Consider the following 19,005-nt stretch of genomic DNA (forward strand, 5'->3'; position numbering starts at 1 on the left):
AACTGACGACAATTCAATCACATGAACTACTTGATAGGGGTAACCCTGCTCTGGTCATTCTCTTTCAGCCTGATCGGGGTTTATCTCGCCGGCCAGGTAGATGCCTACTTCTCCGTGCTGACCCGCATCGTCCTCGCCAGCCTAGTGTTCCTGCCCTTCCTCCGACGCCGCTGGCTGCGGCCCGATCTGGTGCTCAAGCTGATGGGTCTGGGCGCCATCCAGCTCGGCATCATGTATCTGTTCTACTACCAGTCCTTCCTGCTGCTGACGGTGCCGGAAGTGCTGGTGTTCACCATCTTCACCCCCATTTACGTCACCCTGATCCACGATTTGCTGGAGCGCCGCTTCAAACCCGTCTATCTGTGGGGCGCCCTGCTGGCAGTGCTGGGAGCGGCCGTCATCCGCTTCGACGGGCTGACCGAAAGCTATGTGCTGGGATTCCTGGTGGTGCAGGGGGCCAACCTCTGCTTCGCCCTGGGACAGGTCGGCTACAAGGTATTGCTGGCGCGGGAGGCAAAACAGCCACCGCAACTGGCGGTGTTTGGTTGCTTCTATCTGGGGGCCCTGGCTGTCGCCCTGCCCGCCTGGTGGCTACTGGGCAAACCACAATACCCGACCAGCGGTTTGCAATGGGGCATTCTGCTGTGGTTGGGGATCGGCGCTTCCGGCCTGGGTTATTTCCTGTGGAACAAGGGCGCCACCAAGGTCAGCAGCGGTGTACTGGCCATCATGAACAACGCCCTGATCCCGGCGGGGTTGCTGGTCAACCTGCTGCTATGGGGACGGGAAACCGACCTGGTTCGCCTCGCGCTCGGCGGCCTGTTGATGCTGGCCTCCCTCTGGATTTGCCAGCGCGCCAACGTGAGCAAGCATTAACCAACGACAGTATTGTGCTCCCGTCTGGCCTGACCGTGACAGGTGGCCAGACGAGCCAGCAGGTGATCAATCTGTTCGCCGCTCTGGCTCTGCACCAGCCCTATGCTGACGGTCACCGGCCGCTGCGGCAGCAGGCTGGCATCGGCGATTTCCAGGCGCAGCCGCTCGGCAATCTCCAGGCCGCTCAGCCGATCGGTCTGGGAGAGCATCAGGATGAAGCCATCCTGATCCCAGCGGGCGAAGGGATCTTCCCGCCGCAGCTCGTGGCGCACTATGCGCGCCAGCTTGGCCAGCATGGCATCGCAGGCAGCCTCGCCAAACAGCTGCAATATCTTGGCACTGTGGTCCACGGTGAACTGCAACAGGCTGAAACTGCTGCTCTCGGTCGCCAGCCGCTCGTCGAGCAGTTGCTCGAAGTGGCCGCGGCTCTCCAGTCCGGTGAGGGGATCCATGCCATGGCGCTCCTCCACGATCACGGCCTGCGGATCGAGCTGGCGCACCACCCCCAATACCTGTCCGTGCACATCGCGCCGGGCCCGCTCTTCCAGCCGTACGTAGTGACCATCGTGATGCAGGATGCGGTATTCGAGCCGGGTCTGGGCCACTCGCCCGCTTTGGTAGGCGCCGATCGAATCCTGCAGTACGGCCACATCGTCGGGATGTACCCGCTCCAGCCAGCCGAGATCGTCCAGCCCCGTCTCATCCAGCCCCAGCAGGCGCAGGCAGGAGAGATCCCGCTGCACACCCTGCTGCGGACTCCAGCTCCAGAGCCCGGCCTCCAGCAAAGCGATGGCATCCGCCATCAGCGCCAGATCAAACCGGGTAATTGCCTCCCTGAGGGGAGCCTTTAGCATGTCCATCGAGCGCCTCGACACCGAATCTGAAGACCTTCTCAATAAGTAACATTGGCTCTCGCGCCGAGCAACAGGGTCAGCTCGCTTTTCCTTGATAACCGTTCATCAGGGCGTGCCAGTTCTCCGGCACGAAGTGGAAACTGGTATGCAATTGGGACTCTTTGGTGAAGGAGCGCAGCAGTCGCTCCAGGTTGGCCTGCTGCCAGCTGCCGGGGGAGCGGATGGCCCCCTTGTCGAAGTCGATCACCCACACCTTGCCCTCCTTGTCGAGCAACAGGTTGTGGCTGTTGAGATCCGCATGATAAACACCGGCATCATGTAGCTGGCGCACCGTCTGGCCGACCTTGTGCCACACCTCGCCGGCGATCGGCCCCTGCTTGAGCAGCGCCACCAGATCCTTGGCGCCGCGAATGCGTTCGATAAGGATGTCGGCCCGATAGAAGGGGCCCTGCTTGGCCATGCGGGCGGCAAACGGGCGCGGCACCGGCAAGCCCTGCTCGCTCAGCTTGGCCAGCAGGCTGTATTCGGCCATGGCCCGGCTGCTCTCCACCCCCTCGAACCAGAAGCGATCCCGCACCACCTTGCCCACCATGCCTCCGCGATAGTAGTGGCGCAGCACCAGATGGCGGGATTCATCCTTCACGAACCAGGTCACCCCGCGACCGATGGAGGAACCCACCACCTGGCGATGGGTCTGCCACCAGGCCGGATCAAACAGCTCGGGGGAAGGGTCACGAAAAACCCCTTCGGCGTACCAGCAGATCTGGTTGTGTTCGGTCTGTATTCGCATCTTGGTGATTCCGGTCGGTCAGTAATCGCAATGGTTCGATTCACGATAAGGCGGCTTGTCAGCACGAACTCGGGCTCCTTGTGAGGAGCAGGGCCAGTACCGGCTGCCAGTTGCGCGCAATTTTACAATCCACAGGGGAGTTTGCATAATGCCATCCATCCATTTTTCCACCATTGCGCCACATCATGCCGCTGTTCCAAACGCCGCCCTCTTCCATCTGCATCCTGCGGCTCTCCGCCATCGGAGATTGCTGTCACGCGCTGGCGCTGGTGCGCGTCATTCAGCGGGAGTGGCCCCAGACCCGCATCACCTGGATCACCGGCAAGATAGAGGCGACACTTTTCGCCGATCTACCCGGCGTCGAGGTGATCCCTTTTGACAAGAGCAAGGGATGGCGCGGCTATCGCGATCTCTGGCAGACCCTCAAGGGACGCAGGTTCGATGCCCTGCTCCACCTGCAGGCGGCCATGCGCGCCAGCATAGCGACGCTCGGTATCAAAGCCAGAGTCAAACTCGGTTTCGACAAGGCGCGCGCCAACGACGGTCAATGGTTGTTCACCAACCACAGGGTTCCCTCGCCCGTGTCACCCCATGTACTGGACGGCTTTCTCGCCTTCGCCAAAGAGCTGGGCATCAAAGATCTCACCCCGGACTGGCAACTGCCCATCAGCGCCGAGCATCAGGCCTGGGCCCGGGAGAAAATTGGCGGCAAACCGACCCTGCTGATCTGCGCCGCCGCCAGCAAGGCGTTCAAGAACTGGACTGCGGCTGGTTATGCAGCGCTGGCGGATCACGCAGCCAGCAAGGGCTTTCAGGTCTATCTGTGCGGCGGCCCGGCCAAGCTGGAGCGGGATCTGGCCGCCGACATACAGCGGCTGAGCCAGAGCAAACCCGTAGATCTGGTGGGGCAAACCAACCTCAAGCAGCTGCTGGCCCTGATTGGTGAAGCGAGCCTGGTGCTGGCTCCGGATACGGGCCCTACCCACATGGCGACTCTGGTCGGCACACCGGTGATCGGTCTCTATGCTCACCACAATCCAGCCCGCACCGGCCCCTATCTGTGCCGTGACTACGTGGTCAGCGTCTATCAGGAACTGATCGAACAGGAAACCGGCAAGCCGCTGGCCGAGCTGAGCTGGCGTACCCGCCTCAAGGATCCGGATGCCATGAGCAAAATCACGAGTGAACAGGTCATTGCCGCCTTCGACCGACTCTGCGCAGATCGCCACCTGCCAGGCTGAGGGGAAATTCGGGAATTCCGAGCCGTGAGGCAGGGATAACCTGATGGCCCCAGCCCTGCCCCCAAAGGCACAATAGCGGCCGATGTGGGTTACGCTCCCGCAGCAAGCTACAAATACTTTGATCGGCTGGAATATGATTCCGGCCGTTTTTTTATCCGCCACCTTCTGTTAAAATTCGCCGCCTTTACATCCCCCTGATCCAAGAGTTTTCCGCGTTTTGCGTTTGGCTGTCTCCCTTTCGGGCACAAGACGGCGGCCTCTGCTACAACCAAAACACGGGTTTCGATTAAAGGTAATGACATGGCGCAACAAGGCACTCTCTATATCATCTCCTCCCCGAGCGGGGCGGGTAAATCCAGCCTGCTCAATGCCTTGCTGACCAAACACAACGCAGCAGGCAAGATGCAGCTCTCCGTCTCCCACACCACCCGTGCCATGCGCCCGGGCGAAGAGAACGGGGTGCACTACCACTTCGTGCAGGTAGACGAGTTCAAGGCGCTGATCGAGCGTGGCGACTTTCTGGAGTGGGCCGAGGTATTCGGCAACTACTACGGCACCTCCCGCGCCGCCATCGAAGCCTGTCTGGCCAAGGGGATCGACGTCTTCCTCGACATCGACTGGCAGGGCGCCCGCCAGATCCGCGAGCAGATGCCGACCAAGTCCATCTTCATCCTGCCCCCCAGCCGCGCCGAACTGGAACAGCGCCTGATCGGGCGTGGTCAGGACAGCAGCGACGTGATCGCCGGCCGGATGGCGAAAGCCATTGCCGAAATGGTGCACTACGACGAGTATGACTATGTCATTATCAACGAAGACTTTGAGCTGGCGCTGTTCCAGCTCAGGGCCATCATCGAGTGCCAACGGCTGGAAATGCGTCAGCAACAGCAGGCACAACAAAACTTGCTGCAACAGTTACTGGCAGAATAGGCCAAAAACAAGTAAACTTTTGCGTCATTTTTAAACACTGCTTTTCTAAACACAGAAAGCCCAAACACTGGAGTCCTGCATGGCACGCGTTACTGTAGAAGATGCTGTAAAACAGGTAGGTAACCGTTTTGACCTGGTGCTGGTCGCCGCCCGCCGCGCCCGCCAAATCGCGGTTCAAGGCAAAGATCCCCTGGTTGACGAAGAGAACGACAAGCCGACCGTGATCGCCCTGCGCGAGATCGAACTGGGTCTGGTGAACAACCAGGTGATGGATACCCAGGACCGCTACGAGCAGCAAGAACAGGAAGCCGCCGAGCTGGCTGCCGTTGCTGCCATCGCCGAAGGCCGCGGTTAAGTCCGTTATTTCTCATGGTCGGCGCCCGCCCGGGTGCCGACTGTTCTTCTCATTTACAACCGCTCGAAAACCTCGCAAACTCAGGACTATACCCTCTATTCCACGGATTGCCGTTTCACCGCTGCGGGGACTGTCTTGTATTTATTTGAAAATCTTAAAGAAATAGCCAGTTCCTACCTGCCACCAGAGCAGGTTGAGAAGCTCAGGCAAGCCTATGTGGTGGCCCGTGATGCCCACCAGGGACAGATGCGTTCCAGTGGCGAGCCCTACATCACCCACCCGGTTGCCGTTGCCCGCATTCTCGGCGACATGCGACTCGATCACGAAACCCTGATGGCCGCCGTGCTGCACGACGTCATCGAAGATACCCCGGTGACCAAGGCCGATCTGGCCGAACTGTTTGGCGATGCCGTCGCCGAGCTGGTAGCGGGCGTCTCCAAGCTAGACAAGCTGAAGTTCCGCGATCGCAAAGAGGCCCAGGCCGAAAACTTCCGCAAGATGGTGATGGCCATGACCCAGGATATCCGGGTCATCCTGATCAAGCTGGCCGACCGCACCCACAACATGCGCACGCTAGGCTCATTACGGCCGGACAAGCGCCGCCGCATCGCCCGTGAAACCCTCGAAATCTTCGCCCCCATCGCCAACCGCCTCGGTATTCATACCATGAAGAACGAGCTGGAAGAGCTGGGCTTCGAGGCGCTCTACCCCATGCGCTCCCGCGTGTTGCGAGAGTCGGTGCGCCGCGCTCGTGGCAACCGCCGCGAAATCATCGACTCCATCCAGAGCGAGATCGAGGGCCGATTGCGGGATGCTGGCATCGACTCCCAGGTGAGCGGCCGCGAGAAGAACCTGTTCTCCATCTACAACAAGATGGAGAAAAAAGAGCTGCAATTTCATGAGGTAATGGATATCTACGCCTTTCGCGTCAGGGTGAAGGACATAGATACCTGTTACCGGGTGCTGGGGCAGATGCACAGCCTCTACAAGCCGCGCCCCGGCCGCTTCAAGGATTACATCGCCATCCCCAAGACCAACGGCTACCAGTCGCTGCACACCTCGCTGGTGGGGCCGCACGGGGTACCGGTCGAGGTGCAGATCCGCACCGAGTTCATGGATCAGATGGCCGACAAGGGGGTTGCCGCCCACTGGGCCTACAAGCAGGATGGCGACAGCTCGGGCACCACGGCCCAGATCCGTGCCCAGCGCTGGATGCAGAGCCTGCTGGAGCTGCAACAGAGCGCCGGCAGCTCGTTTGAATTCATCGAAGGGGTCAAGACCGACCTGTTCCCGGACGAGATCTACGTCTTCACCCCGGAAGGCCGCATCATGGAGCTGCCCACGGGCGCCACGCCGGTGGACTTCGCCTACACGGTGCACACCGACATCGGCCACGCCTGCGTCGGCTCGCGGGTCGATCGCCACCCCTATCCGCTGAGCAGCCCACTGCATTCGGGTCAGACGGTGGAGATCATCACGGCACCGGGCGCCCGCCCTAACGCGGCCTGGCTCAATTTCGTGGTGACCACCAAGGCCCGCTCCAAGATCCGCCAGTTTCTCAAGAACCTGCGCACCGAAGAGTCGGTGGTGCTGGGTCGCCGCCTGCTCAACCATGCGCTCGGCGCCAAGAACATCGAAGACATCCCCGAGCCACGCATCAAGCAGGTGCTGGCCGACACCAAGCACGAAAACCTGCAGGGGCTGCTGGCCGACGTGGGTCTGGGCAACGCCATGAGCGTCATGGTCGCGCGCCGCATGCTGGGTGACGAGCTGCCGCCGGAAGAGCAGCCCAGGTCCAGCAGCAAGAAGATGCCGATCAAGGGTGCCGACGGCATGCTGGTCACCTTCGCCAACTGCTGCCGCCCGATCCCGGGGGATGCCATCATTGCCCACATCAGCCCCGGCAAGGGTCTGGTGATCCACCAGGAATCCTGCCGCAACATCAAGGGCTACAGCCGCGAACCGGATAAATACCTGCCGGTACAGTGGGAGGTGGACAAGGATCAGGAGCAGGAATTCCGAACCGGCATCAGCATAGAGATAGTCAACCATCAGGGTGCGCTGGCCGAGCTGGCCAACGTGATTGCCGCCACCGGCGCCAATATTCACGCCATCAGCACCGAAGAGAAGGATGGCCGTGTCTATCTGGTCACCCTGCTCATCACTACCAAGAGCCGTATCCACCTGGCCAACATCATGCGCAAGATCCGCGTGATGCCCAACGTGCTCAAGGTGAGCCGACAAAAGAACTGAATACAGGCGGCGCAAGCCGCCTGCTGCTTTCATAGAGACACGCCATGACCCCCGAACGCCTCGAGCAAATCCGCACCATACTGACCCAGCGTCAACCCGACTCGACCCGCTTGCCGCGCACTCCTGGCACACCCGCCTCACCCGATAGAAACTGATATGACTCCTGAACGCTTTAAACGGATTTCTGACATGCTGGCCCAGCGCCAGCTCGACTTGACCGTCTGTATGGAAGAGGTCCACAAGCCTCACAATCTGGCCGCCATCGTGCGTACCGCCGATGCCATCGGCATCCACAGGGTGCACGCCGTCTGGCCCAAGAGCTGGATCCACAAGCGCAAGGGCACGGCCCGCGGCAGCCAAAACTGGGTGGACGTGAAACTGCACCCGGACATCGGCAGCGCAGTGGCCGAGCTGAAAGCCGCCGGCATGCAGATCCTGGCGACCCACCTCTCCGACAGCTCGGTGGATTTTCGCGCCATCGACTACACCAAACCCACCGCCATCCTGGTGGGCCAGGAGAAGCACGGCATCGGCGAAGAGGCGCTGGCCCTGGCCGATCACCATATCGTCATCCCCATGGTGGGCATGGTGCAATCCCTCAACGTCTCGGTGGCCGCCGCCGCCATCCTGTACGAGGCCCAGCGCCAGCGCCAGCTGGCCGGCTGCTACCAGCGCGGCTGCCCGCTCGATCTGGAAGAGCAGAACAGCATATTGTTCGAGGGGGGTTACCCCATCTATGCCCAGCTCTGCAAAGAGAAAGAGATGCCCTATCCCCAGCTCGGCCCGGCCGGCGAAATCCTGGCGGACGAGGCCTGGTGGCAACAGATGCAACTGACCCGCAAAGGCTGGGCCGCACAGCAGTCGGATGACCCCTCGGAAGAGTACGCTGATGAAGCTTAACCACCTGCCCCTGCTGGCCCTGACCCTGTTTTCTGCCGGAGCCCTTGCCGTGACCAATCCCTATCCGCTGACATCCGAAACCGAGATTGCCACCCTCCATCAGCAGACCCTACCCGACTTCTGGCGCGAGCACGCCGTCGAAGGGGAATTCAAGGGCAAGGACGGCGTCACCATCCGCTATGCCGCCCTGCGCCAGGCCAAAGTCGATCGCGCCATCCTCATCGTCAATGGTCGGGTCGAGAGCTATCTCAAGTATCAGGAGCTGGCCTGGGATCTGTGGCGTCAGGGCTACAGCCTCTATCTCATCGATCACCGGGGTCAGGGCCTGTCCGATCGCCTGCTGGACGACCCGGAGAAAGGGTATGTCGACCGGTTCGACGATTATGTGCTGGATCTCAAGCAGTTTCATGACGAGGTGATCGTGGCGGACAAGCCCGCCACGCTGTTCCTGCTGGCCCACTCCATGGGGGGTGCCATCTCGGCACTCTATCTGGAGCGTTGGCCGGATGACATCAAGGCCGCTGTGCTCTCCTCACCCATGATGGGCATCAACCTCGGTGGCCTGCCCAAGTGGCTGGCACAGGGACTGGCGGCCAGCATAGACACGGTCGGCAGCTGGCTGGGCGAACCGCCCTATGGCCCGGGTCAGGGCAGCTACCAGTCCCACGAATTTGCCGAGAATGGCCTGAGCCACAGCAAGCCGCGCTATCAGGCGTTTCGCGAGCTCTACGAACAGCGCCCGCAGATCAAGCTGGGGGGGGTGACCGCCCACTGGATCCGCGAGGGGATAACCGCCGGAGACAACGCCATCGCCGCCGCCGATCGCATCAAGACACCGCTGCTGCTGCTGCAGGCCGGGGAAGACAGTGTGGTGGACAATGCCGCGCAGGATGCCTTCTGCGCCCGGACTCGGTGTGAAGGGGGCAAGCCGCTGCGGATAGAGGGAGCCTGGCACGAGCTGTTCATAGAGGCCGATCCCCAGCGTCAGGCCGCGCTCAACGCCACCCTGGCCTTCTTCGATCGTTTCTGACGCTGGTTATTTTTTGGATCCCTAAATAAATGGGGTGACGCAAGACGCTGGGGTACACTGCCCCGGCGTTCAATTGATGCCGAGGTAATGATGTTCAAGGTAGTTGTATCCGATCTCGATGGTACCCTGCTCAACAAGCAGCACCAGATCTCCCCCCGCACCCGTGACACCCTGCACCGTCTGGTAGAACAGGGGATCAAGTTCGTGGTGGCCACAGGTCGACACCATGTGGACGTGCGCAGCATCCGCGACACGCTCGGGTTGGACATCTACCTCATCACCTCAAACGGTGCCGTGGTGCACGACAAACAGGATCAACTCATCTTCAATCAGGCGCTGCCAGCCACAGTGGCCGCCGAGCTGATCGCGCTGGAGCGCGATCCCTCCATTCACCTCAACGTCTACTATGGCGACGAGTGGCTGGTGGAAGAGGAGCTGCCCTGGCTGCTGCAATTCCATGACGAATCCGGGTTCACCTATCGCCTGACCGACCTCGCCACCCATCCGATGGACAAGGTCAACAAGGTGTTTTACATCGGTGACCATGAGAAGCTGTTGCAGATCGAGGCCCGGCTCAACCAGCATTATGGTGATCGACTCAACGTCACCTTCTCCCTGCCGGACTGTCTCGAAGTGATGCACGCCGGGGTGCACAAGGGCAATGCCGTGCGCGCTGTGCTCGAACAGCACGGGCTGGAGATGTCCCAGGCCGTCGCCTTCGGGGATGGCATGAATGACTTCGAGATGCTGAACATGGTGGGTCGCGGCGTGGTGATGGGCAACGCCCACGATCGCCTCAAACTGGCCCTGGCAGACCACGAACAGACCCTGAGTTCGGATGAAGATGGCGTTGCCGTCTATCTGGAGCAACTGTTCGCCATCAGTACCGCTGGCGCAGCCTGATCCCTGCCGTCATGGATACCGCCCGTGCGTGGTATCCATGGCGCTCCGGCCGTGCGCCCCTAGCGTTTGAAGCTGTGGTCGCACGCCAGACACCGATATTGCCGCGAAATCTGGCGATCTATGGTGCGGCCAAGCCATAACCCCAACCCTCCTCCCGTCGCGCCTCCCAACAAAGCACCACCCAGAGCTCCGGCGACGGCGCCAATGGGCACGCCTATCCCTCCCAGAGTTGCCCCCACACCAGCACCGACCTTGGCGAACGTGGCCGCGCAGGCATAACCGCCAGCAGCACCACATCCCATGGCGCAGGCCCGCCCCACCCGCTCATCCAATGCCTTTTCAACCCCTTCTTTCAGACACCTCGGACATCTCATGATGTACCCCTTAGCCGACAGAATAGAATCCGCTGTTCACACCCTGAACAAGTTTCGCTCTTATCTGCATCGGCTGCACTCGATTATGTACCGGTAATAACTCAAATTTTTACCGTTCCTGCTCGATAGCGTGACCCTCGTCTGAATCCCTTCAAAGCCTCAAACCCGATAATGGAACGTCATTTATCGCCTCAGCGAGACCCACCATCATGAAACTGCTCCATCGCTTGTCCCTCACGACCAAAACCCGTCTTCCCGTGGTGATTGTGCTGATCATCATGTCCAGCGTCGTTGCCGTCGCCTACACCAGTTTCACCGAGCAGCAGCGGGTCAATCGCGCCGTTGTCGAGCAGATACTGCCGGTACAGAATTCCCTAGAAGATGCCTATCGCGATCTCTATCAGGTCATTGCCGCAGGCCAGGGGCTGATCGTGGGTGGCCTTACCACCGAAAATGTGGCGCATCAGCTAGCAGAGTTTCTGGATAATGGGAACAAGGCGAGAGACAGGCTGCTCCAGGTGCAGACCCTGATCGATGCTGGCCTCCTCGGCAAGCAGTACCAGAGCAATCTTGACCTCATGTTGGCGGAGTTTGATCGCTGGCTCGCACACTATCAGGCCGTTTTTGCCGATCCCCATGAGAGCAGCCATCTGCTCGCCAACCATTTCCAGGCGTCACAGCAACAATTCACCACTATCCGCAAGCAGCTCAATGTGCTCAAGGATGCTATCGAGCTATCCCAGCAGGCTCTCAGGCAAGAGGTTCAGGCATCGAGCCAGCATGCGCAGCAGGTTTTGAGCATGGGTACACTGATCGCCATTCTGCTGGCCCTGGCACTTACCTGGTCAGTCACCCGGCTCACGCTCAGACCCCTGAACCAGATGCAGCAGGCACTTGAGGATATCGCCCGGGGCGAGGGCGATCTCACCCGGCGCCTCACCATCACCTCGCGCGACGAGATCGGCACCCTCGGCTCCACCTTTAACCGCTTCATCGATCAGGTACACAAGATCGTCAGCGATGTCAGCCAGACCGCCAGCGCGGTGCAATCGGCATCACGGCAGCTGCACGCCCTGATGGAGCAGATGCTCACCAATGCCGAGGAGCAGCAGCGCCAGAGCGATCAAATTGCCGCTGCCGTGGAGGAACAGAGTGCTACCAGCACCCTCATGGTGGAACATGCCAGCCAGACCGAAAATGCCTCGGCCAAAGCGGCCGGCCAAGTACACAGCGCCACGACGGATCTGATGAATACGGTCGCTGCGATGGAGGCACTGGCACGGGACATTCACAGCTCGGAACAGGGGATACAGCGGCTGGAGCAAGATGTCGGGCACATCTCTTCCGTGCTGGATGTGATCCGCGGCATTGCCGAACAGACCAATCTGCTGGCACTCAATGCGGCCATCGAAGCGGCCCGGGCCGGGGAGCAGGGGCGCGGCTTCGCCGTGGTGGCCGACGAGGTCCGCACCCTGGCCAGCAAGACCCAGCACAGCACGGGTGAAATACAACAGATGATCGAACGGCTGCAACAGGGTAGCCAACTGGCTGTGCAGAAGATGGAAGCCAGCAGCCACAGCGGCACCCAGGCCGTCGCGCAGGCGCACCAGACCCGGGAGAGCCTGAGTCAGATGACCCAGGCGATCACCATCATCAACGAGATGAATGGCCAGATCCGGGATGCAGCCCATGAACAGAGCGGCGTCAGCACCGAGATCAACCACAATCTGAGCATCGTCGCGGGCAACGGCCGTGCCATGCTGGAGAACCTGGAGATCATTCGCCAGACCTGTAGCCAGCTGGGGGACCAGAGCCAACAACTGGCCACCACTGTGCAGCAGTTCAAACTCTGACGGCTCAGCCAGCAGGCTTGAACTGCTCCTTGTCGAGATTGTGTTTCTTCATGCGCAGATAGAGCTTCTTGCGCGGGATCCCGAGGTAGTGGGCGGCCTCGGTCACCCGGCCTGAGAACAGGAACAGGGTATCTTCGATCACCCGCCGCTCGAACTCTTCCACCAGATCGTCCAGCGGCTCCTTGGCGCTGGCCAGCGGCATGGCCCGCTCCACACCCGCCAGCTTGACGATGCCCACCGCATAGAGTTCGGCCACGTTCCTGAGCTCGCGCAAATTGCCGGGCCACTGATGCCGCTTGAGCGTCTCCAGATAGGCACGGTCCACCGCCGGCACTGGCCGGCCAATCCGTTTGCAGCCCTGACGCAAAAAAGCCCGAAACAGGGGGATGATGTCGCAACTGCGTTCGACCAGCCGGGGCAACTTGAGCCGCACCTGAGAGAGGAAGTAGTACAGCTCCGGCATCAGCTGTTGCCGCTCCACCAGCCCCTCCGGCGACTCCTCAAACAGCGCTATGGTGCGCAGGGACTTGTTCCCCTTGCGCTCCTGCTCCAGCAGATGGTTGCCCAGCCAGCGCTGGCACTCGGCCGTCAGTCTGGCGGGAGACTGCAGCACCAGGGTGCCCTGTTCGGCGAGTGCCAGACTGGCCTGTATCTCGGCCAGCGAGCCTGCCGACACGCAGTCATGCAGATGGCAGGGCTGTGCCTTGCGCGCGCTGATCCGGTGCAGCAACAGGGCCAGCGTATGCCGGCCAGAGCCGGCAGGCCCCTCCAGCATCAGGTCCTTGTCGGTCTGTGCCAACTGGTTGATCTGGTTGCGAATAGCCACTATCTGCGGACTGGTGCCCATCAGCTCGTCATCGACTGCCGCCTGGATCTCGCTGCGGCGCGCCAGAGTGGCGCTGCGCTGATGACAGGCTCGCTCCAGCAGGGCCAGCAAGGCATGCGGGTTGAGCGGTTTCTCCAGAAAGTCGAACGCGCCCTGTTTCACCGCCCGCACCGCCAGGGGAATATCGCCGTGACCCGTGATCATGATGATCGGGATCTCCGCGTCTATCTCCTGCACCCGGGTCAGCAGATCCATGCCGTTCATGGCAGGCATGTAAATATCGGATACCACCACGCCAGGCCACTGGGCGGTGAGCTGGGTCAAAGCCTCGTGGGCCGAGGTGGTGGCTCTGGGGTGATAACCGGAGAGCCGCAACAGGTGGCAATAAGACTCCAGTACATCCTCATCGTCGTCCACCAGCAAGACGTTGGCCGGGCGGCTATGGGGTAACAACATTGACTGACCTCTCCTCGTTCATATGCTCATCTGATACTGGGCACCCGGATGGGCAAAGTACACGGCCCTCGCCGAACTCCAGGATCACCATGGCGCCGCCCGTCAGGGCCGAGCCCAGCAAGATCCCGGCGTCACAACGGGCCAGCAGGGAGCGACTAATGGTCAACCCCAGTCCCAGCCCCACCTCCTTGGACGTGGTGAAGGGGGTAAACAATCTCGGCAGGATGGCCTCACCGAAGCCGGCACCACTGTCGGCGATGGCAATCTTGAGCTGACTGCCATCCTGTTCCAGCAGCAACAGGCGGATCTCGCGGGTTGCCCGCCCGGCGATGGCATCCATCCCGTTCACCAGCAGATTGACCAACACCTGTTCTATCAGCACGGGATCGGCTTCAATCCAGAGCCCGGCTGGCAGTTCGTTCCTCAAGGTGCAGCCATCCCGTCTGGCCCTCGTCTCCAGCAGCAGCAGAGCCTGCTCGGCCACCTGCCCCAGCTCGAGCCGGATGCGAGTCTCTTCGGTCGGCGACTTGCGCGCAAAATTGCGCAACGCCGTGATGATGCGACTCATGCGCTGGCTGAGCTTCTCTATTTTGCCAAGGTCTTCACCCAGCGTCTGGAGCTGCCCAGCATCGAGCGCAGCCCGGCTGGTGTAGAGATAGGTCATCATCGCTGACAGGGGTTGGTTGAGTTCATGGGCCAGACTGGTCATCGCCTGCCCCACCACCGCCATCTTGGCGGCCTGGATCAACTCATCCTGGGTCTGCAGCAGGTTGCGCTGCGCCTGCTGCCGCTGCACCACCTCTGCTGCCAGCAGATGGTTGTTCTCGGTCAGCTCCCGGGTACGCTCCTCCACCCGTTGAGCCAGCTCCCTGGCTGTCAGCTCCTGGCGGGTCACATCCGTGATGGTGATGATGAATCTGTGCCCCCGCCCCTGTTCGAAGCGACGCAGATTGAAATGCAGGAAACGGGGCTTGCCCTCCTGCTCGCTGGCAACCGTGCACTCGCTGTGACCAAGCTGGTACAACGGCTGTCCCGGCAGAAACTGGCTGGCCAGCACTGTTCTGGCCTCTTCGGGAAAAACCTGCCACAGCGGCTGATCAGGTTTGATGGTCGTCTGCTGGAACAGGGTCAACGCACTCGGGTTGACCGATTCTATGGTGCCATCCGGATGGCAGGTGATGAGACAGGCCTGAGTATTGTTGATGAGATTCAGGGCGTTGGCCTGTTCCATCTGCTGCAGCTGCTGACAGAAATGGCGCAGGCTCTCCCCCAGCTGGCCGATCTCGTCCCGCCCGCTGGTCCTGACCGGCAAATCCATTTTACCCGCCGCAACCCGGGCCAGATCCTGCCCCAGCACATCAAGCCGTCCGATCAGGCGACGGCCAATCAGCACTACCAGCACAAAGATGCTGAGCAAGATGGCGAGCGCCAATACCACCAGGATCACCAGCTTGCCGGTAGCCACCATCTGGCTGCTGTTGTGTCCCAGCGTACTGAGAGAACGGTTTGCCTCGCTCACCATCAGGCTCACCCGCTGGTGATAGCGCGAGACGGCATCATCCAGCTGGGGCCGCAGCGCCGCCAGCCGCTGATGAGTCAAGGAGTCCGCCAGCAGCAGCTGGTGCAGCTGACCTTCCGGCTTCACCAGAGTCACAATATCCTGCAGGATCTGGCGATAGCTGACGGTCGAGGGGTACTCGGCCAGGCGGGAGGTCAGCTCATCTATCTCGTCAATCTTGTAACCGATGAACAGAAATGCGCTTTCCAGATCCTGTTGATAACGCTGGGCAATGACCTCGTTGACCAGAGCCTGCAGCTCGTTTTCCTTGAATGTCAGATCCTGCAGGGCGGAAAACTCCTTGATGACATTGCCAAACTCGCCCATGTCATCCGAGCTGGCCACCATGCTGGTCAGATGCCACTCCACTTCCTGCAGCAGAGGGGCGACGTCGTCCACCAGATCCTGATGCAGCCAGTTGCTGCGCTTTTGCAGCTGCTGCAGCGTTTCGAAGTGATCGATCTGCTGCTTCAGATAGCGGGCGTGATCCGCTACCAGAGTGCTCAATTCATCGAACGCCTGCCGCTGCGACGGTGTCTCCTGATCTCCCGGCGTGCCCAGCAGGTAGGCATTCTGAATATCCAGCAAGGTGGAGGAAACCGAAATGGAGAGCCGCTGGTACTGCACCGGATCCCGAGTGTCACGCAACTGAGCCAGCAACAGCAACAAACGGGAACTGGCACGTTCCAGCTGATAGGCACTGCCGATGGCGGGCAGGCTCTCCTCGACAATCAGGTTGACCTGCTGTCCCAGCCGCTCCCATACCATGTAAGCGGCCATCCCCATGATCCCGGTCAGGGTCGTGATGGCCACAAAGGCGAGGATGAGCCGACGTCCCAGGCTGCTCGGCATGCGCAAGCTGCGCCCCAACCGGCTCATGGCTTGACCGCCTGCTCTACCAGCCGCTGTGCCTCGTTCAGTCGCCCATCCGTCACCTGGCGCCACTGGTGCATCACCCGCTCTGCCTGCGGATTGCCCTGCTCTCGATCGTACATGCCATCGAACAACGCCAGCAGCGCTGGATCTTTTGCCTGCTGCTCGCTCAGAGGTGGTGTGCTGGCCTTGCTGCGCGCCTGCTCCAGCAGTTTGATCCGCCAGGGCTCCTGCTGGGTATCCGCTCCGTTAATCCCCTGCCAGGTCATTTTCAGCCTGGGCATCTGCTGGGTAATGGTCTGTTCGAACAACGCCTTGAGCAGGCCAGCTCGCCGATACAGCAGCGCCTTGTCGGTAACATAACGGGTCTGCCTGGCCAGTGCCGGCTGGCTAAGCGTGGCTTTGGCCATGCCGGGAGTCCCTATGATGGCCTGCCCCCTAGCTGACAACAGATATTGGATGAACAGGGCACCATTGGCCGGATTTGCACTGCTGCGGGTCACCCCCAGATAGGTCGGCAGGATCACCGAGTCCGGCATGATGTTGAAGCCGACGTGCTTGAAGCGAACCTGGCTGTTGAGGGCATAACTGTCGATCACCAGACCGGCGCCGGCCAGCCCGCGAGTAATGCCATCGCTCACCCCGAAACTGCGTGCCGTGATAGCCGACAGGTTGCTGCCAAGGCGCATCAATAGAGCCCATCCCTGCTCCCAGCCATACTGCTGCAGCACGCTCTCCACCATCATGTGGGTCGTGCCGGATTGGGAGGGGGAGCTCATCATGACGTGCCCCATGAAAACCGGTGACGCCAGCTGCTGCCAGGTGGTGGGCAGGGGCAACTGATATTTGGTCAAATAGTGGCGGTTATACATGATGCCACTGCTGGAATATCCGACGACCGCCACTTTATTGCTTAATCCCAGAGTATGCGGGTTCAACCAGTCAGGAGGTATTGTGGCGGTCGGCAAAGGCGCCAGTAAACCCGCCTTATCCAGTGTGTTAAAAAAAGTCGGCGACGATGACATGATAATATCAACCGGAGGCGCCTCCGCCTCCGTTAATAATCGCAAGGATGGAATGGTGCGCCGATAAATAACCTCCACCCGGATCTCCGGATATTGTTCGGCGAAACCGTCGATCACCGCCCTGACCGGTGTCTCCGAGAAAGAGGTAAGTACCGTCAATGACGCGGCCTGGATGGTGCTGAATGGCAACATCACCACGACCAGACAAAGGGGCAGCAGTCGGCAAAATATTGGCATAGGGTGTCTGTCGGTTCGCTATCAATGTCAGATTATGTGCTGCACATCTAATATTCAGCACATGCCATTATTTTTATTAAATGGGGGATGAGCCAGTTCTGACTCATATCACCCTGTCGAGATCGCTATTGTTATTCATTGAATAACAATAGGACAGTATGAATATGTCACTTTTGACTCATGATATCCCTATGGTTGAGTCAGGGTTGACCCATATCTGACATTTTGCCGCCTGAAATTCTCCCTTCATATGATGGCAACCGCTATCAGAGCTTCCTCTGAAACCATGCTGCCAAATATAAACGGAGAACGACATGTTCAACTTTTTCAAGACGCGAGCAGACCTGCCGGTCATGGATGCCTCGCCCGATAAAATTCGCTCCATTTACCGCAAGTACCAGTGGCAGGTTTTCCTGGGACTGGTGCTGGGCTATGCCATGTTTTACGTGGTTAGAATGAGCCTTAACGTTGTCAAGAAACCCCTGCTGGATGCCGGCATAGTGACGCTGGAAGAACTGGGGGTCATAGGTTCAGCCTTCCTGTTCACCTATGCCGTCGGCAAGTTCTCCAACGGCTTCCTCTCCGATTACGCCAACATAGGCCGCTTCATGTCGGTCTCCCTGGGGCTGTCATCCATCTGCACCATCCTGATGGGCATGAACACCGCCACCTTCTTCCTGATCCTGATGTGGGGTCTGAATGGCTGGTTCCAGTCCGTTGGCTCGGCCCCCTCCTGCGTCTCCATCTTCCAGTGGTTCTCACCCAAGCAACGGGGTTCCGTCTACTCCATCTGGGGTGGCTCACGCAACATAGGGGAAGGCATCTCCTGGATCCTGACCGCCACCATCGTCAGCTACTTCGGTTGGCAGGCCGGTTTTATCGGGGCAGGTATTGCCTCTCTGATCGCGGCTCTGTGCATGTTCCTGGTACTGAAGGATCGCCCACAGACTTATGCCTTGCCGGAACCGGCCGTCGCCTTTGGTGAGCAGGCCGAAATCGCCAAGAAAGTGGAGCCGGCCGAGATCCGCCGCGCCCAGCTGTTCATCCTCAAGCAGCCCACCGTCTGGCTGATCGCCGCAGCCTGCGCCTGCATGTACATGTCCCGCTACGCCATGAGCTCCTGGGCCGTGCTCTACCTGCAAGAACAGAAGGGTTACAGCCTGATCGATGCCGGTTTCGCCATGTCGGCCTACCCCATCGCCGGTTTCGTTGGTGCCATCCTGGCCGGGGTTATCTCCGACAAGATCTTCCACGCCAACCGCCACATCCCGACGCTGCTGTACGGGCTGGCCAACATAGCCGGTATGTGCCTGATGTTCTGGGGCCCGCAGAGCCGCATGATGGATGCCGTCGCCTTAGCCCTGATCGGTTATGCCATCGGTGGTCTGGTGGTGTTCCTGGCCGGTCTGACCGCCTGTGACCTGATGCCCAAGACGGCAGTGGGCGCCGTGAAGGGATTCATCGGCCTCTGCTCCTACATCGCCGCCTCCGGTCAGGAACTGGTCTCCTCCGCCCTGATCAAGACCAGCGTGATCGATGGCGTGACTCACTATGACTTCAGCAGTGCCCAGTACTTCTGGCTGGGTGCCTCGGTGGTCTCCATGCTGCTGGCGCTGACGGTGTGGAACGCCAAGAAAGTCGTCAACTACTGATACATGCCCAAGAAAAGGGTGG

At 60.3% G+C, this 19,005-nt stretch carries 16 protein-coding genes; 10 read left to right on the forward strand and 6 right to left on the reverse strand.

Translation table 11 applies throughout. The features are described from left to right. Positions 1-21 precede the first annotated feature (21 nt). Positions 22-876, forward strand: a complete 855-nt coding sequence (locus ACW5XD_RS14225) for a carboxylate/amino acid/amine transporter (protein WP_456495440.1) — start codon at positions 22-24, stop codon at positions 874-876. Here ACW5XD_RS14225 and ACW5XD_RS14230 read toward each other — a convergent pair. Then, entirely contained in the window at positions 873-1,736 is an 864-nt protein-coding gene (locus ACW5XD_RS14230; RefSeq protein WP_456495441.1) for a GGDEF domain-containing protein, read from the reverse strand. The genes ACW5XD_RS14225 and ACW5XD_RS14230 overlap by 4 nt on opposite strands. A 70-nt stretch (positions 1,737-1,806) precedes the next feature. After that, on the reverse strand, positions 1,807-2,520 hold the full coding sequence (locus tag ACW5XD_RS14235) for a 3-deoxy-D-manno-octulosonic acid kinase (protein WP_456495442.1): 714 nt from the start codon (positions 2,518-2,520) through the stop codon (positions 1,807-1,809). A 173-nt stretch (positions 2,521-2,693) separates the two neighbouring features. Between ACW5XD_RS14235 and ACW5XD_RS14240 the strand changes: the two genes are divergently transcribed. The 7 genes from ACW5XD_RS14240 (at position 2,694) to ACW5XD_RS14270 (ending at position 10,129) form a co-directional block, all read left to right on the forward strand. After that, positions 2,694-3,761, forward strand: coding sequence for a glycosyltransferase family 9 protein (locus ACW5XD_RS14240; protein WP_456495443.1), 1,068 nt, complete (start codon positions 2,694-2,696; stop codon positions 3,759-3,761). 300 nt (positions 3,762-4,061) lie between these two features. Beyond that, a complete protein-coding gene (gene gmk / locus ACW5XD_RS14245) occupies positions 4,062-4,688 on the forward strand; it encodes a guanylate kinase (RefSeq protein WP_456495444.1) in 627 nt (208 codons plus the stop codon). A gap of 79 nt (positions 4,689-4,767) precedes the next feature. After that, the gene (rpoZ, locus tag ACW5XD_RS14250; RefSeq protein ID WP_005307060.1) at positions 4,768-5,043 is read left to right on the forward strand and encodes a DNA-directed RNA polymerase subunit omega; all 276 of its coding nucleotides are present in this window, start codon (positions 4,768-4,770) and stop codon (positions 5,041-5,043) included. Between the two features lie 135 nt (positions 5,044-5,178). After that, entirely contained in the window at positions 5,179-7,296 is a 2,118-nt protein-coding gene (gene spoT, locus ACW5XD_RS14255) for a bifunctional GTP diphosphokinase/guanosine-3',5'-bis pyrophosphate 3'-pyrophosphohydrolase (RefSeq protein WP_456495445.1), read from the forward strand. 156 nt (positions 7,297-7,452) lie between these two features. After that, on the forward strand, positions 7,453-8,196 hold the full coding sequence (gene trmH / locus ACW5XD_RS14260; RefSeq protein WP_456495446.1) for a tRNA (guanosine(18)-2'-O)-methyltransferase TrmH: 744 nt from the start codon (positions 7,453-7,455) through the stop codon (positions 8,194-8,196). Continuing rightward, positions 8,186-9,226, forward strand: a complete 1,041-nt coding sequence (locus ACW5XD_RS14265) for an alpha/beta fold hydrolase (RefSeq protein ID WP_456495447.1) — start codon at positions 8,186-8,188, stop codon at positions 9,224-9,226. Before trmH ends, ACW5XD_RS14265 begins: the two co-directional genes overlap by 11 nt. A gap of 90 nt (positions 9,227-9,316) precedes the next feature. Next, positions 9,317-10,129, forward strand: coding sequence for a Cof-type HAD-IIB family hydrolase (locus ACW5XD_RS14270; protein ID WP_456495448.1), 813 nt, complete (start codon positions 9,317-9,319; stop codon positions 10,127-10,129). A gap of 59 nt (positions 10,130-10,188) precedes the next feature. On the opposite strand, the gene ACW5XD_RS14275 is transcribed toward ACW5XD_RS14270, so the two are convergent. Beyond that, a complete protein-coding gene (locus ACW5XD_RS14275; RefSeq protein WP_456495449.1) occupies positions 10,189-10,503 on the reverse strand; it encodes a hypothetical protein in 315 nt (104 codons plus the stop codon). 209 nt (positions 10,504-10,712) lie between these two features. On the opposite strand from ACW5XD_RS14275, the gene ACW5XD_RS14280 reads away from it, so the two are divergent. Then, positions 10,713-12,356 (forward strand): methyl-accepting chemotaxis protein, encoded by a 1,644-nt coding sequence (locus tag ACW5XD_RS14280; RefSeq protein WP_456495450.1) that lies wholly within the window; start codon positions 10,713-10,715, stop codon positions 12,354-12,356. A gap of 4 nt (positions 12,357-12,360) precedes the next feature. Here the strand turns inward: ACW5XD_RS14280 and ACW5XD_RS14285 are convergent, their stop codons facing one another. From ACW5XD_RS14285 to ACW5XD_RS14295, 3 genes are read right to left on the reverse strand one after another with little or no spacing between them, the layout of a single operon-like run. Then, the gene (locus tag ACW5XD_RS14285; RefSeq protein ID WP_456495451.1) at positions 12,361-13,638 is read right to left on the reverse strand and encodes a sigma-54-dependent transcriptional regulator; all 1,278 of its coding nucleotides are present in this window, start codon (positions 13,636-13,638) and stop codon (positions 12,361-12,363) included. Continuing rightward, on the reverse strand, positions 13,622-16,075 hold the full coding sequence (locus tag ACW5XD_RS14290) for an ATP-binding protein (RefSeq protein ID WP_456495452.1): 2,454 nt from the start codon (positions 16,073-16,075) through the stop codon (positions 13,622-13,624). The genes ACW5XD_RS14285 and ACW5XD_RS14290 overlap by 17 nt, the downstream gene beginning before the upstream one ends. Continuing rightward, positions 16,072-17,331 carry an ABC transporter substrate-binding protein gene (locus tag ACW5XD_RS14295; protein WP_456495453.1) on the reverse strand — a complete coding sequence of 420 codons (1,260 nt, stop codon included), beginning with the start codon at positions 17,329-17,331 and terminating at the stop codon, positions 16,072-16,074. Before ACW5XD_RS14295 ends, ACW5XD_RS14290 begins: the two co-directional genes overlap by 4 nt. 314 nt (positions 17,332-17,645) lie before the next feature. On the opposite strand from ACW5XD_RS14295, the gene ACW5XD_RS14300 reads away from it, so the two are divergent. Next, a complete protein-coding gene (locus ACW5XD_RS14300) occupies positions 17,646-18,983 on the forward strand; it encodes an MFS transporter (RefSeq protein ID WP_456495454.1) in 1,338 nt (445 codons plus the stop codon). The last annotated feature ends 22 nt before the right edge of the window (positions 18,984-19,005 follow it).

It is taken from the genome of Aeromonas enterica (assembly GCF_054052465.1).